Below are 14,123 nucleotides of genomic sequence, written 5' to 3' on the forward strand. Positions count from 1 at the left end.
AGGTCATTAAAGTGAACAAATGGATCAAACCTGTGGGGTCGGTACTGATTGCAGGGGCATTGTTAGTTGGAGGAGCAGGTGTAAGCGGAATTGCTGGCACATCTACCGCTTATGCGGATCAGGATGTACAGCGTAACGTGGTTAATGTCGTAGGCAAAGGCGAGATTTCCGTCAAGCCGGACATTGCTTATCTGTCCATCGGCGTGGATACGCAGGCGGATACCGCGCAGAGCGCGCAAAAGGCGAATGCCGAGAAGATTCAGAAGATTACCGATCTCCTGAAAAACACATGGAAGATTGCGGACAAGGACATTCAAAGCGTATCCTTCTATGTGCAGCCGAATTACACTTACAACGATAAAGATGGACAAAAGGTAAAAGGTTATACGGCCCATCATACGCTTCAGGTTTCATACCGCGATTTGTCCAAGATCGGCAAGTTGCTTGATGACGCGTCGAATGCAGGCGCCAACAATATTGACAATGTAAGCTTTTCGGTTGAAAACCGTGATCAGTTTGAAGAGCAGGTTATTCAAAAGGCAATGGCAAACGCAGATCTGAAAGCTGGCGCCATTGCCAAAGCAGCTAAACGTCAGCTTGGTGTAGTGCTGGTGGTTAGCCAAGGCGATGCAAGCAATCCTGTGGTTTTCGCAGAGGCTAAAATGGCAGCGATGGATACAGCGGGTTCGAATTCTTCCACAGCTGTATCCCCTGGCGAAGTGAAAGTTTCGACGCAGCTCAGCGTGCAATACGAATTGAAATAGGCATTGCTGCGGAACGAAGCCGCCCATTCCTTGATGAGCATAACCTGCTCTAGGGGAGTCGGGCGGTTTTCTCATTTTGTGGAAGGTTAAGCCGGGATTTATTTTCACCTTCTGTACATATGAATCTTTTTCCTGTCGAATCCTACAGAAAAGTGTTGTACCCAGGGGTAAAAAACGGTATAGTGAATATGCGAATTTTTGTACTTGCAAAGGTTATTGCCGGGAATGACGGTGAAACTTCACATATTTGAATATTTTGAGCCTGGTAAGCCATACCCATGGATATGGCTTTTTTTCTTAAAGATATTAGAAAGTATAAACTTCGAAGGAAGCTTATGGACTGTCGCTCCTGGAGAAAGCGTCGCAAGACGTTTTTTCTGCGTGTTAAAGGGAATTTCGGTGTCATTCATGATTCATGATTTTTGAAGTATGGGATAGGGGGTAGATGCATATGATTGATCTTGTCCAGATTGAAAAACATTTTGAGGGACAAGTGGTCGTGCATCCGCTGTCACTGAACATTGAAGAGGGAGAATTCCTGACTCTGCTCGGTCCAAGCGGCTGTGGTAAAACGACCATACTACGCATGATTGCGGGTTTTGAGACGCCAACCCACGGTGACGTGGTCTTGGCAGGTCAGAACGTGACGAATCTTCCGCCAAACCAGCGGGATTTGAACCTTGTGTTCCAGCACTACGCGCTGTTTCCGCATATGACGGTAGAAGAGAATATCGCTTTTGGGCTGAAGATGAAAAAGATGCCAAAGCCCGAGCAGAAGAAACGGATTGAAGAAGCTGTTGCGATGACTCAGTTGACGGCGCTAACGAAACGTTATCCGCATCAGCTATCGGGTGGCCAACAACAGCGGGTAGCCATTGCGCGCGCGATAGCCAATAAACCGAAGGTGCTTTTACTGGACGAGCCGCTAGGAGCATTGGATCTGCAGCTCCGTAAGAACCTGCAATCCGAGCTGAAGCATCTGCAGCGCTCGCTGGGCATTACCTTTGTCTATGTGACACATGATCAGGAGGAAGCGATGATGCTGTCCGACCGGATTGTCATTATGAATAACGGAAAGGTTGAGCAGGTAGGTACGCCGAGAGAAATCTATGCAACTCCCAAGACCTTGTTTACTGCCACCTTTGTGGGAGAGAATAACATTTTCTCTTCGGCTGAAGGGCTTTTTGCCGTTCGTCCGGAGAAGCTACACCCAGTACGCGAACTCGAAGGAGCCCGTGCAACGGGCGTGATCCAGGATGTGCTCTATCTGGGTAACGTGCACAAGCTGACGGTGCAACTGGATAATGAGCCTATGACCGTTACCATTGCGCTTGACTTTACGGATGAAAGGCCGTGGCAAATCGGTGAGAAGATCGGGGTGAACTGGAGTCCGAAGGACGAGGTGATCATCGGGGCATGAGAAAATCGAAATTTTTGATGTTACCCGTGTTGCTTTGGATGGCGCTGTTCCTTCTGATTCCGATGGTCATTGTCGTGGTCATTTCTTTTATGAAACGCGACACACTGGGCAATGTTGTCTTTGGGTTCAGCATGACCGGCTACAAGACTTTTTTTGACTCGCTCTATCTCGGTATCTATTGGGACACGCTGGTTCTCTCGGTGGTGACGACCGTAATTTGCTTGCTCGTCAGTTATCCGCTGGCTTATTACATTGCCAATGCAACCCCGAAGATTCAGACATGGGGACTTGTGCTGATTACCATTCCGTTCTGGATTAACTTTCTGATCCGTACCTATGCCTGGGTGCTGCTGCTGCGGACGCAAGGGATCGTGAATTCTTTGCTGCTGCATTTTGGATGGATTGAAGATCCGGTACAAATGCTGTATACCAAGGGAGCGGTGCTGCTGGGCATGGTATACAACTTTATTCCGTTCATGGTGCTGCCGATATATGTTGCCTTGGAGCAGATGGACAAACGGCTGCTGGATGCAGCGAGCGATCTTGGGGCTTCGAGATGGAAGGCGTTCCGTCACATTACGCTGCCTCAGAGCAAATCGGGCATCATGACCGGCTGCGTGCTGGTGTACGTATCAACGACAGGAATGTTTGTGGTCACGGATATTCTAGGCGGAGCCAAGTCGATGATGATCAGCAATATCATTCAATCACAATATCTCGGAGCGCGAAACTGGCCATTCGGTTCGGCGCTGTCTGTTATTTTCGTCATCACGTCATTAATTCTGATTCTGCTGTTTAACCGGGCCATGCAGTCCAGGGCAGACCGCGTAAAGGAGGGGAGCGCATGAAGAAGAAAAGTCATCCCCTCTTGGGAATCCACTCTTTGCTGATGATGATCTTTATTTATGTTCCAATTCTGCTCATTATCGTGTACTCCTTCAACAACACGAGATTGAGCGGGGATTGGAAGGGATTTACGTTCGATTGGTATACTTCGCTGCTGAAGGACCGGCATGTCATGGAGGCCCTCACCAACAGTTTGACGGTAGCATTGATTTCAACCATTGCAGCAACGCTGCTAGGGACTCTTGCCGCACTGTCGCTGCGGAATTTGGGCAGGAAATGGAAGGGCAGCATGAACGGCCTGATGTATCTGCCTGTCGTCATTCCGGATATCATTATGGGTCTGTCGCTCCTGGTGCTGTTTAACCAGATGCACATTCCGCTGGGCAAGGCGACGGTCATCATCGCCCATATCACGTTCAGCATGTCCTATGTATATGTGGTGGTCACCGCGCGGCTGGCCGGCATGGGCAGACAACTGGAAGAAGCCGCATCAGATTTGGGCGCGACCGGCTGGCAGACATTTCGATATGTAACGCTGCCACAGATTTCTCCGGGGATTATCTCGGGTGCGCTGATTGCCTTTACGATGTCCCTGGATGATTTCATGGTCAGCTTCTTCGTGGCGGGCCCTAGCTCGACCACGCTGCCGATCTTCATTTACGGTCAGGTAAAGCGCGGCATATCGCCGGAGATCAATGCGCTTTGCACGCTGCTGATTCTGGTGAGCGTGACGCTGATCCTGCTGGCGCAGTTCTTCCTGAACCGCGGCAAGGGGCAGAAGAAGCACAAGATGCTGCCGATTTAGGCGATTATCGTGCAATTATCATACAGGCGGTGCTCTGATTCATTATCTTCAGAGAGGCTTCCGCCCGAAGCAGCCTATTGTCACAGAGAATACGTGAATAGACGCTGTTCTTAATACAAGTTTATTAAGCAATATGGATCATTCCAAAAAAATGGAGTAACGGAAAGAGAGGAGATATGTAACTGTGAAAAGAAAGGGTATCGCCGGCTTGGTGCTGGCTGGGGCTATTGCTGCATTGTCGTTAACATCTTTGGGAGGCTGCTCCTCCAAGGAGACGCTTCATATTTACAGTTGGGCTGATAATTTCGATGAGGATGTACTGAAGGATTTCGAGAACAAGTACAACGTCGATATCACGTACGACAACTATGCAAACAATGAGGACCTGCTGGCCAAGATCAAGGCGGGCGGAGGCGGTTATGATCTGATTCAGCCTTCCGATTACATGGTGGCCACGATGATCAAGAACCAGCTGCTTGAGCCGCTGGAAATGAAGAATATCCCGAACTTCGCCAATATCCAGGATTCCCTGAAGGATCCGGTCTACGATCCGGGCAATAAGTATTCGATCGTGTATATGTCCGGCGTGACAGGGATTGCCTACAACAAGAAATACGTGAAGGACAAGATCGACAGCTGGGAAGACCTGTGGAATCCCGCCTATAAGGGCAAAGTGCTGCTGCTGGATGACAACCGCGAGGTGATCGGCATGGCACTGAAAAAGCAGGGACATTCCAACAGCTCCACGAACGAGGGCGAGATCAAATCCGCTGTGGATGACCTGAAAAAGCTGCTGCCAAACGTGCTCGCTTTCGATACGGATACTATTAAGCAGAAAATGATTCAGGAAGAAGGCTGGATCAGCACGGTATGGTCGGGCGACGCTGCCTTTATCGTAAAGGACAACCCGGATATTGAATATGTGGTTCCCAAAGAAGGATCGACGATCTTCTCGGACAACTACGCGATTCCAAAAGGCGCCAAAAACAAGGAGCTGGCTGAAAAGTTCATCAATTACATGCTGGATCCGCAGGTAAGCGCGAAGAACTACGAAACGGTTGGTTACAGCGATCCGAATGCCAAGGCGATGCAATATCACAGTGAAGAATACCGCAATAACCATATGATTAATCTGACCGAAGATGAAATGAAGCGTACGGAATGGCTCGGCGATGTCGGTGCAACGCTTCAGGTCTATGACCGCTATTGGACTGAACTGAAGAGCGGACGTGAATAAATAGATAAGCCAAGATGGGCATGAATAAGCAAGGTGATGATCCCCTCTCCATGAAGGAAGGGGGATTTTTTTGCGCGTATAGGCATACATGGTTGAAAAATAATAGACAATAATATAAAATGTCTAATATATATTAAATAATAACGGGAGTTGTTTGTTGATGGATACTGTTTCAGACGAAATGCTGCATGCCGGCATGCAGGATCTTAAACGCGGATATACGGAGGATTCAAGCCTTGATACCTATACATGTCTGATTTGCGGGCACCAAACAGAAAAGGGAGTTGTCTATCCAGAGGACGGGGTGTTTTACGAGGCGGAAAAATCCATGCGTCGCCATGTTGAAGATGAGCATGATTCCATGCTGGACTATTTGCTCAGTCTTGATAAGAAGCTGACGGGACTGACGGATTTGCAGCGGAAACTGATTGGGTTTTTCCATCAGGGATTAAGCGATCAGGACATTATCGCGGAGATTGACGGGGGGAGCACGTCAACCATCCGTAATCACCGTTTCATGCTGCGGGAGAAGATGAAACAGGCGAAGCTGTTCCTGGCAGTCATGGAGCTGATGGAGGAAGGCGGGAAGAATTCCAGCCGCCAGTCATCGGTCCCTTCAACTAAATCAACGCAACCCAGACTACCGGGCAAGTTGGGGGACCGTCTTTCCATTACGAATGAAGAGAACGAGCAAATTCTAAGCAAATACTTTGCGGAGGGTCTGTATGGACCGTTGAAGTCTTTTCCTAAGCAGGAGAAACGCAGAGTTGCCATTTTGCGTCAATTAGCCTCCGATTTCGAAGAGGGGCGCTCATACAGCGAAAAAGAAGTGAACCAGGTGCTTGAAACCCGTTATGCCGATTATGTGACGATGAGAAGATATCTGATCGAGTACGGTTTTTTGGACCGTTTGCCGGATGGGGCCGAGTATTGGATTAAACAGCCGGAAGGTAAGGGAAAGGGGAAAAACGATATGAAGAACCAGAGAAGAAAAGAATTGGTGGATGAATATATGAGCACGCCGCGCCCGATGGGAGTGTTCCAAATCCGTAATAAGGAAAACGGAAAGGTTTACGTGACGAGCAGCACGAATATGCCAGGGGCAATCAACGGTCAGAAGGCGAGACTTCATTCGGATTATCATGTCAGCCCATCGCTGCAAAAGGATTGGAAAGAGAACGGGGAGGAAGCCTTTGCCTTTGAAATTCTGGAAGAGATGGAGCCAGATCCGCAAGCGGCTAATGATCTGAAGCAGCAGAAGATTTACAAGGATAAAGTGGCCGCTTTGGAAAAGGCATGGTTGGAAAAGCTTCAACCTTATGATGAAAAGGGCTACAACAAGCGCCCGCGTACAATCAAATCCTAGAAAAATGCTTCTGTCTCTGTCATTTTCCTGTTACTTCTCTCTCTTTCTCATCGTTTAGGATATATACACCTGCAAATTGGGGTAATAATCCTTAGCGCTTATAAATGCTTATAAATATGGAATGGGAGAGAACCTGGGAAATGAACAAGTGGATAAAGTGGAGTTCGGTTTTCATGTCAGCAAGTCTGCTGATCGGCGGGGCTGGAGGCGCTCATACGGCGAAAGCTTCCGATGCCGCAAAAGCGCCGACGCTCAAACAGGCCGCTCAAACGGTACAGGTGCAGCTCGTATTTAACGGCAATAAGCTGAAGCAGCAGGGTATCCTGATTGACGGCCGGACCATGGTGCCGGTTACGGTACTTCGGGATATTGCGGGTGTTCCTATTACCTACGATAACAGTACCTATACGTATAACGTAGGCTCGGGGAGCAGCCAGCTGACTCTGAGCACTGCCGAAAACGGATTGCTGACGAGTGTGAACCATTTTTACATGGGAAGTATTAGTACGGAATACAATGCGGTTAACATCGAAGGCAGAATTTATGTGCCTTTTAAACTATTGAATGATGTTCTCGAATACGAGGGGGCGTATGATCCGGCATCCCGCATGCTAAAGCTGGAGACCAGGGAGATCAATTCGCTCCAGGTGATGTCCGGAACGCTCTCTCAAAAGACAGAAGACCTGGAAATGGTGATCCGTTATCCACAAATAACCGGTCTGGCCAACGGACAGGTGCAGCAGCAGATCAATGAGGAATTTAAGAATAAGGCAGATGCCTTTGCGGCGGAAGGAACAGAAAGATCTTCGCACCGCGACCCGGAACTTGTTCCGTTTCCGTACAGCTATAATACGAATTACATGGTGGCCTACAATCAAAACGGTGTACTCAGCTTGTTGACCGATCAATCGACGTATACCGGCGGTGAGGACCCTGTACATCGTGAGGCGATGACCTTTTCCCTTAAGGATGGGCGCCTCTTGAGCTTGAGCGACTTTCTCCCCCAAGGCAGCGGTGCGGAAGAAAAGCTGTATCAGATTTTGGCAGAGCGTATGTTGAGGGATGGCAGCACCTTTAGTCTTGAACAGAACCTTAGTTCTCTCCAGTTTTATGTATCCGGTGCGGGTCTGAATTTTTATTTCGGAGATACAGGCCCGGAATCGTTTGCCGAAGGCATTCGGACGTATACCGTGCCTTTCCAGGAGCTGCTGCCGCCAGGAACGGATCCATTCGCAGCTTTCAAGTAAACTGAATCGGGTACGACGGATATTTTGCATATGGAAAAATAATGAACAGAATTATACTTTTTCCGCTTGTATACGACAATAATGTAACCGCGATTGTCATCAAATCGGATGCGGCCATTTGTATAATGAGGAAGTGGATAAATTCAGTAATCATTCATATGACTAGCATATGTAGCAATCTATGGAGAGAGGGGACGTAAGGAATGAATAAAAGCATGAAATGGAGCGCAGCTGTCCTGGCTGCAGGCGTATTGTTAGGCGGAGCGAATATGACGGGAGGGACTTCAGTACATGCGGCAGCGGCCGGTAAACCGGCGTTGAAGCAGACCGTACAGCCATCCGTTGTTCTCAAATATAATGGTACAACCCTGAAACAGCAGGGGAAAATCGTAAATGGCATAACGATGATTCCAATCACGGTACTGCGTGATTCGCTGGGCCTTCCGCTCAGTTATAACCCGGGTACGAAAACGTACAGCGTCGGAAGCGGAACATCGAAGCTGAATCTCGAATTGTCCGAGTATGGCGTAACCTCGAATCTGAACAGCTATTATATTTACAGCTACGGTGGTAATGGCGTCGATCTCTATGAATCCAAAAATATTGATGGGCATCTGTATGTGCCATTCAAGGTTTTGAACGACTTCATGGGTTTCAAGGGTGTGTGGAATTCTTCCCTGAAGTCACTCGACATCAGCAAACAAACACTGAATAACATCAATATTTCGAGTGAAACGATAACCAAAACGAATAAAGATGCCAGCATCGTGGTTCATTATCCGAAAGTAAGCGGGCTTCCGGAGGACGTGCAGTCCAAAATCAATGACGCATTCAAAAAAGATGCCGAGAGTTTCGCTGCAGAGGGTGAAAAGGAAGCCGCTCATCGGGATGGAACGATTGAGCACACATATGACTTCATTCAGACCTTCGTCGTTAACTTTAACAGCGAAGGGGTTCTTAGCATCGTAGTTGACCAGTATGGATATTCCGGTGGCGCGCATGGCGGCACTTATCGCGAAGGATGGACCTTCTCCCTGAAGGACGGCAAACGGCTTGAACTCGGCGATCTGATGAAGTCTTCGCCGGACTACAAGCAGAAGCTCGACAAATTACTGAAGGAAAAGTCGAAGAAGGATACGTTCCCAGACGTTTCTGCCGGACTCAAGGCAAAGCCTGATTTCTACGTGAAGGAAGGCGGCATTGCCATCTTCTATCAACAGTATGAAATCGCACCGTATGCTGCGGGTCTCCCGACATATACGTTTGGCTTCTCTGATTTGCTACCGAAAGGCAGCGATCCGTTCGCTGATTTCAAATAACTTATTCGTCAAAAGGGGCGTCCTTAAAACGGTCATAGACCGTGGGGCGCCCCTTTTTTTCTTGTAGTCATAAATATAAATTTATCATCGGGCATAAGAAGCGGATCAACGTTCCCATTCAATTTAAGGAAGGTCTCACTTTGCGGTAGTGAATTACTTCTTTTGGCTAGGAACCCGTTCTGTAACCCAAAAACAGGGACTCTCCCTAAGATCTTATTTCAGATCTTATCGGAAAGTCCCTGTTTGATTTTGCTTAATTATACGCCTTGTACCGGAGGATGCTCCAATACTTTATCGATCAAGCCGTATTCCGCAGCGTCTTTCGCGCTCATGAAGTAGTCGCGGTCCGTATCTTTTTCAATCCGTTCCAGCGGTTGACCTGTGCGCTCGGAAAGGATCCGGTTCAGCGTATCACGCATTTTCAGGATGCGGCGGGCGCGGATTTCGATATCCGTTGCCTGACCCTGTGCACCGCCAAGAGGCTGGTGAATCATGATTTCGCTGTTTGGCAGGCCGTAACGTTTGCCTTTGGCACCTGCATTCAGCAGGAATGCGCCCATGGAAGCGGCAAGGCCTACGCAGATGGTAGACACGTCAGGCTTGATGTATTGCATTGTATCGTAAATCGCCATACCGGCTGTGATGGAGCCGCCCGGACTGTTGATGTAGAGGTGGATATCCTTTTCAGGGTCTTCGGCAGCCAGGAACAGCAGCTGGGCAATAATCGAATTGGCAACCACGTCGTTGACATCGGAACCCAGGAAAATAATGCGGTCTTTCAGCAATCTGGAATAAATGTCGTACGCGCGCTCGCCGCGGTTGCTTTGTTCAACGACCATAGGTACATAACTCACGTGGAAAACCTCCCTATTCACTAGATCAAAATGTAATCATTCTATTCATACTGTTACCGTATTACCCACATGATAAACAATTTCAAACAAAAAGTCAAAGAAAGTCAAACTCAGGGTAAAAAAAATAGCCTATGATTGGCTTTTGTCCTGCTGGTTAAACATATGGTAGAACTTTTGGAGATTATAAATGGCGCGCCCGCGAGGAATCGAACCTCGATCTCAGGCTCCGGAGGCCTACGTCATATCCATTGGACCACGGGCGCACAAGTTTGAAATTGAATTGGGATCGAGTTGTTGTCCAAGCTCTATCACATTCAGTACAGCAAAAATGATTATATGCTAAATTCGTTAGGATTGCAAGAGGTACTTTATAAATACTGCCAACATGTATCTATCGGAGGATGCGAACGCTTTCCTGTTATAGGCCTGTATAAGAGGAAGAGAGAATGTGAAAGATAGTCGTTGGACTACTTGCAACGGGCACGAAAATTGAGTAGAATGTAAGTGGGACTTAAAACGTTAACCCGGGACATTTTAAGGCCAAGGGAGTCGGAGAGAAGGAAGTTGAAGTTGCAGGAGTGGAAAGCAATGCGGAAAATATTAGAGATACAAAAGCAGCTTCTGCCTGATCTCATGGACATTCTTAAGACAAGGTACACTATTCTTCATCAGATCATGCTCTCGGAGCTGGTAGGACGGCGCACGCTGGCTGCATCGCTACATATGACAGAGCGGGTGCTGCGTGCAGAGACGGATCTCTTGAAGGCCCAAGGGCTGATCGATATCGAGAGTTCCGGCATGAGGATCAGCGAAGCGGGACGAAGACTGCTGGAAGAGATGGGCCCGATGGCCAAGGAACTGTTCGGACTGAACGAGCTAGGTGAGAAAATCCGCCGCGCCTACGGCCTGCATAAGGTTGTGGTTGTGCCGGGGGATTGCGAATCCTCGCCGCTGACCAAACGGGACCTCGGACGCGCCGGAGCCAAGGCGCTGCTCGGAGTCATGAATCAAGAGGACACGGTAGCCGTGACAGGTGGATCTACGCTGGCTGCTGTGGCAGAAGAGCTGAACCCTCAAGTCTCCGTACCGATGAAGAACAGCTGGTTTGTACCAGCCAGGGGCGGACTTGGAGAGAGTATGGAATTCCAGGCCAACACCATAGCCTCGACGATGGCCAAACGCGTGGGCGCGCAGTACCGGCTGCTTCATGTACCGGATCTGCTGAGCGACGATGCCTATCAATCGCTTGTACAGGACCGAAACATTCAGGAGATTGTACAGGTGATCCGGCAGTGCCGCATTATCATGCATGGCATTGGAGACGCGATGGAAATGACCCGGCGCAGAAGACTGGATTCGTCCGCAGTGCAGGACATTCAGAAGGAAGGCGCGATAGCTGAATCCTTTGGCTATTATTTTAACGAGCAGGGAGAAGTTGTTCATCGGATGCTTACACTCGGCCTTCGGCTCGAGGACATCATGAGAACGGAGATCGTGATTGGTATTGCCGGTGGTAGAGACAAGGCGGATGCCATTCACGCGGTGCTGAAGTTCGGTCACGAGAATATTCTCGTTACGGATGAGGCGGCCGCAAGCGAAATCTGCAGGCAGATTGATGAACAATCCCCGGAGAGTCATACGTAAACGAGTTATCAATACAGGCGTAATTGCCTGTTTTGAATAAATACTGGATTACGCGGCCCCATTATGGCTTAGCGGAATCCTCAAAAAAAAGAAATTCTAGGAGGACTATTCAATGAGTGTAAAAGTAGGCATTAACGGTTTTGGACGTATCGGACGACTCGCTTTCCGCCGCATTCAAAATGTGGAAGGTATCGAAGTTGTAGCAATCAACGACTTGACTGATGCTAAAATGTTGGCTCATTTGCTTAAATATGATACTACGCAAGGTAAATTCGAAGGCGACGTTGAAGTACATGACGGCTTCTTCAAAGTGAACGGCAAAGAAGTTAAGGTTCTTGCGAACCGTAACCCTGAAGAACTTCCTTGGGGAGACCTTGGCGTTGACATCGTTCTGGAGTGCACAGGCTTCTTCACAACGAAAGAAGCTGCTGAGAAGCACTTGAAAGGTGGAGCTAAGAAGGTTGTTATCTCCGCTCCAGCTACAGGCGACATGAAAACCATCGTTTACAACGTAAACCATGAAACTCTGGACGGAACTGAAACAGTAATCTCCGGCGCATCTTGCACAACGAACTGCCTCGCTCCAATGGCTAAAACATTGAACGACAAGTTCGGTATCGTAGAAGGCTTGATGACTACCATCCATGCTTACACTGGCGACCAAAACACTTTGGATGCTCCGCATCCAAAAGGCGACTTCCGCCGCGCTCGTGCAGCTGCTGAGAACATTATCCCTAACACAACAGGTGCTGCTAAAGCGATCGGTCTGGTTATTCCAGAACTGCAAGGCAAACTTGACGGTGCAGCTCAACGTGTTCCGGTTCCGACAGGTTCCCTGACTGAACTCGTAACTGTTCTGGACAAAAAAGTAACAGCTGACGAAGTGAACGCAGCGATGAAAGCCGCTTCTGATCCAGAAACTTACGGCTACACTGAAGACGAAATCGTATCTTCCGACATCAAAGGCATCACTTTCGGATCCCTGTTCGACGCGACTCAAACTAAAGTTCTGACTGTAGGCGACAAGCAGCTCGTTAAAACCGTTGCTTGGTACGACAACGAAATGTCCTACACGGCTCAATTGGTTCGCACATTGGAATACTTCGCTAAACTGGCTAAGTAATAACGGCGCCGTTTAACGAACATATGGAGCGGAAACAGAACCTTTTGTTTCCGCTCTTTATAAATACTGAGGTTTTTTTGGATAGAAAACCGATTTGGATAGTGAAACTGGAGAGTTTGGATAGATAAAAACACGAGGATTGTAAAAATCCCGATACTTATATAGATTGAACTAAAGGTTGCGGACACGCCGGTGTTCGGAGCTAGGATTTTCTTTAGTTCATTCTATAACTGTTACCCCTGATTCCTGATACAAACAAAAAAATGGGTGCGGAGGAACGAACAATGAATAAAAAGTCTGTACGTGATGTGGAAGTAAACGGCAAACGCGTTTTTGTACGCGTGGATTTCAACGTGCCATTGGAAGACGGCAAAATCACTGACGATACGCGCATTCGCGAAACGCTGCCAACGATCAAGTACTTGATCGAAAACGGTGCAAAAGTAATCTTGGCGAGCCATATGGGCCGTCCAAAAGGTCAATTTGTGGACTCCATGCGCTTGACTCCTGCGGCTGAGCGTCTGTCCGAACTGCTCGGCAAACCGGTCGTTAAAGCAGACGAAGCCGTAGGCGAAGCTGTTAAAGCCGAGATCGCGAAAATGCAAAACGGCGACGTGCTGCTGCTTGAAAACGTGCGTTTCTACCCTGGTGAAGAGAAGAATGATCCGGAACTGGCGAAGCAATTTGCTGAACTTGCGGATCTGTTCGTCAACGACGCATTTGGCGCCGCTCACCGTGCGCACGCTTCTACTGAAGGCATCGCGCATTTCCTGCCGGCGGTTTCCGGTCTTTTGATGGAAAAAGAATTGTCTGTATTGGGCAAAGCTCTTTCCAATCCTGAGCGTCCTTTCACAGCCATTATCGGCGGATCGAAAGTAAAGGATAAAATTGACGTGATCGACAACCTGCTGAACATTGCAGACAACGTACTGATCGGCGGCGGACTGTCCTACACCTTCATGAAGGCTCAAGGATACGAAATTGGCTTGTCCCTGTGCGATAATGATAAACTGGACGTAGCGCTCGGATTTATCCAAAAAGCAAAGGATCTCGGCAAGAACTTCCTGCTTCCGGTTGACATCGTGATTGCAGACGACTTCAAAGCGGATGCGAACGTAGAGATCGTTGAAGTGGGCAACATCCCTGAGAAATGGGAAGGCGTGGATATCGGACCGAAAACCCGCGCTAAATATGCCGAAGTGATCAAAAACTCCAAGCTGGTCGTATGGAACGGACCGATGGGCGTATTCGAAATCGATCCATTTTCTAACGGTACGCGCGAAGTGGCTGAAGCCTGCGCAACTACAGAAGGCTATACCATTATCGGCGGCGGCGATTCTGCTGCGGCAACAGAGAAATTCCATCTGGCTGACAAAATGGACCATATCTCCACAGGCGGCGGCGCTTCGCTGGAGTTCATGGAAGGCAAGGCGCTTCCTGGCGTCGTAGCCCTGAACGATAAGTAAATCCGAGTAGTGTAGGTATAAGGGTTTTGCAA

The 14,123-nt window shown here is 48.5% G+C and carries 12 protein-coding genes and 1 tRNA gene; 11 read left to right on the top strand and 2 right to left on the bottom strand.

Translation table 11 applies throughout. The features are described 5' to 3' along the window. The first annotated feature begins 11 nt into the window (after positions 1–11). From GRF59_RS28530 to GRF59_RS28565, 8 genes are all read left to right on the top strand, one after another. Positions 12–764, top strand: a complete 753-nt coding sequence (locus GRF59_RS28530; RefSeq protein WP_160501093.1) for an SIMPL domain-containing protein — start codon at positions 12–14, stop codon at positions 762–764. Between the two features lie 445 nt (positions 765–1,209). Then, positions 1,210–2,184 carry an ABC transporter ATP-binding protein gene (locus GRF59_RS28535; RefSeq protein WP_202128928.1) on the top strand — a complete coding sequence of 325 codons (975 nt, stop codon included), beginning with the start codon at positions 1,210–1,212 and terminating at the stop codon, positions 2,182–2,184. After that, positions 2,181–3,032, top strand: coding sequence for an ABC transporter permease (locus GRF59_RS28540; protein WP_160501095.1), 852 nt, complete (start codon positions 2,181–2,183; stop codon positions 3,030–3,032). The genes GRF59_RS28535 and GRF59_RS28540 overlap by 4 nt, the downstream gene beginning before the upstream one ends. Continuing rightward, complete coding sequence (locus tag GRF59_RS28545; protein WP_160501096.1) at positions 3,029–3,835, top strand: ABC transporter permease; 807 nt, start codon at positions 3,029–3,031, stop codon at positions 3,833–3,835. Before GRF59_RS28540 ends, GRF59_RS28545 begins: the two co-directional genes overlap by 4 nt. Before the next feature lie 184 nt (positions 3,836–4,019). Further along, positions 4,020–5,072 (top strand): extracellular solute-binding protein, encoded by a 1,053-nt coding sequence (locus GRF59_RS28550; protein ID WP_160501097.1) that lies wholly within the window; start codon positions 4,020–4,022, stop codon positions 5,070–5,072. A 160-nt stretch (positions 5,073–5,232) separates the two neighbouring features. After that, on the top strand, positions 5,233–6,438 hold the full coding sequence (locus GRF59_RS28555) for a DUF2087 domain-containing protein (protein WP_160501098.1): 1,206 nt from the start codon (positions 5,233–5,235) through the stop codon (positions 6,436–6,438). A 140-nt stretch (positions 6,439–6,578) separates the two neighbouring features. Beyond that, positions 6,579–7,685, top strand: a complete 1,107-nt coding sequence (locus tag GRF59_RS28560) for a PdaC/SigV domain-containing protein (protein ID WP_160501099.1) — start codon at positions 6,579–6,581, stop codon at positions 7,683–7,685. Between the two features lie 203 nt (positions 7,686–7,888). Continuing rightward, on the top strand, positions 7,889–9,004 hold the full coding sequence (locus GRF59_RS28565) for a DUF3298 and DUF4163 domain-containing protein (protein ID WP_160501100.1): 1,116 nt from the start codon (positions 7,889–7,891) through the stop codon (positions 9,002–9,004). Positions 9,005–9,261: 257 nt separating this feature from the next. Here the strand turns inward: GRF59_RS28565 and clpP are convergent, their stop codons facing one another. Both clpP and GRF59_RS28575 read right to left on the bottom strand, forming a co-directional pair. Beyond that, positions 9,262–9,858: an ATP-dependent Clp endopeptidase proteolytic subunit ClpP gene (clpP, locus tag GRF59_RS28570; protein WP_127604593.1), complete on the bottom strand. Its 597-nt coding sequence runs from the start codon at positions 9,856–9,858 to the stop codon at positions 9,262–9,264. A gap of 188 nt (positions 9,859–10,046) precedes the next feature. Next, positions 10,047–10,121 (bottom strand) — tRNA-Arg (locus GRF59_RS28575). 325 nt (positions 10,122–10,446) lie between these two features. Here GRF59_RS28575 and GRF59_RS28580 point away from each other — a divergent pair. The 3 genes from GRF59_RS28580 (at position 10,447) to GRF59_RS28590 (ending at position 14,091) form a co-directional block, all read left to right on the top strand. Then, positions 10,447–11,502 (top strand): sugar-binding transcriptional regulator, encoded by a 1,056-nt coding sequence (locus GRF59_RS28580; protein ID WP_160501101.1) that lies wholly within the window; start codon positions 10,447–10,449, stop codon positions 11,500–11,502. Between the two features lie 112 nt (positions 11,503–11,614). Continuing rightward, a complete protein-coding gene (gap, locus tag GRF59_RS28585; RefSeq protein WP_160501102.1) occupies positions 11,615–12,625 on the top strand; it encodes a type I glyceraldehyde-3-phosphate dehydrogenase in 1,011 nt (336 codons plus the stop codon). Between the two features lie 284 nt (positions 12,626–12,909). Next, positions 12,910–14,091 (top strand): phosphoglycerate kinase, encoded by a 1,182-nt coding sequence (locus tag GRF59_RS28590; RefSeq protein ID WP_160501103.1) that lies wholly within the window; start codon positions 12,910–12,912, stop codon positions 14,089–14,091. Positions 14,092–14,123 lie beyond the last annotated feature (32 nt).

Origin of the sequence: Paenibacillus dendrobii (genome assembly GCF_009807035.1) — a bacterium.
Lineage (GTDB): Bacteria > Bacillota > Bacilli > Paenibacillales > Paenibacillaceae > Paenibacillus_AQ > Paenibacillus_AQ dendrobii.

Coding starts and splice junctions, on each gene's coding strand:
- GRF59_RS28535 (WP_202128928.1), top strand. CDS start 1,210: ATGCATATGATTGATCTTGTCCAGATTGAAAAACATTTTGAGGGACAA.
- GRF59_RS28540 (WP_160501095.1), top strand. CDS start 2,181: ATGAGAAAATCGAAATTTTTGATGTTACCCGTGTTGCTTTGGATGGCG.
- GRF59_RS28545 (WP_160501096.1), top strand. CDS start 3,029: ATGAAGAAGAAAAGTCATCCCCTCTTGGGAATCCACTCTTTGCTGATG.
- GRF59_RS28555 (WP_160501098.1), top strand. CDS start 5,233: ATGGATACTGTTTCAGACGAAATGCTGCATGCCGGCATGCAGGATCTT.
- GRF59_RS28560 (WP_160501099.1), top strand. CDS start 6,579: ATGAACAAGTGGATAAAGTGGAGTTCGGTTTTCATGTCAGCAAGTCTG.
- GRF59_RS28565 (WP_160501100.1), top strand. CDS start 7,889: ATGAATAAAAGCATGAAATGGAGCGCAGCTGTCCTGGCTGCAGGCGTA.
- GRF59_RS28580 (WP_160501101.1), top strand. CDS start 10,447: ATGCGGAAAATATTAGAGATACAAAAGCAGCTTCTGCCTGATCTCATG.
- gap (WP_160501102.1), top strand. CDS start 11,615: ATGAGTGTAAAAGTAGGCATTAACGGTTTTGGACGTATCGGACGACTC.
- GRF59_RS28590 (WP_160501103.1), top strand. CDS start 12,910: ATGAATAAAAAGTCTGTACGTGATGTGGAAGTAAACGGCAAACGCGTT.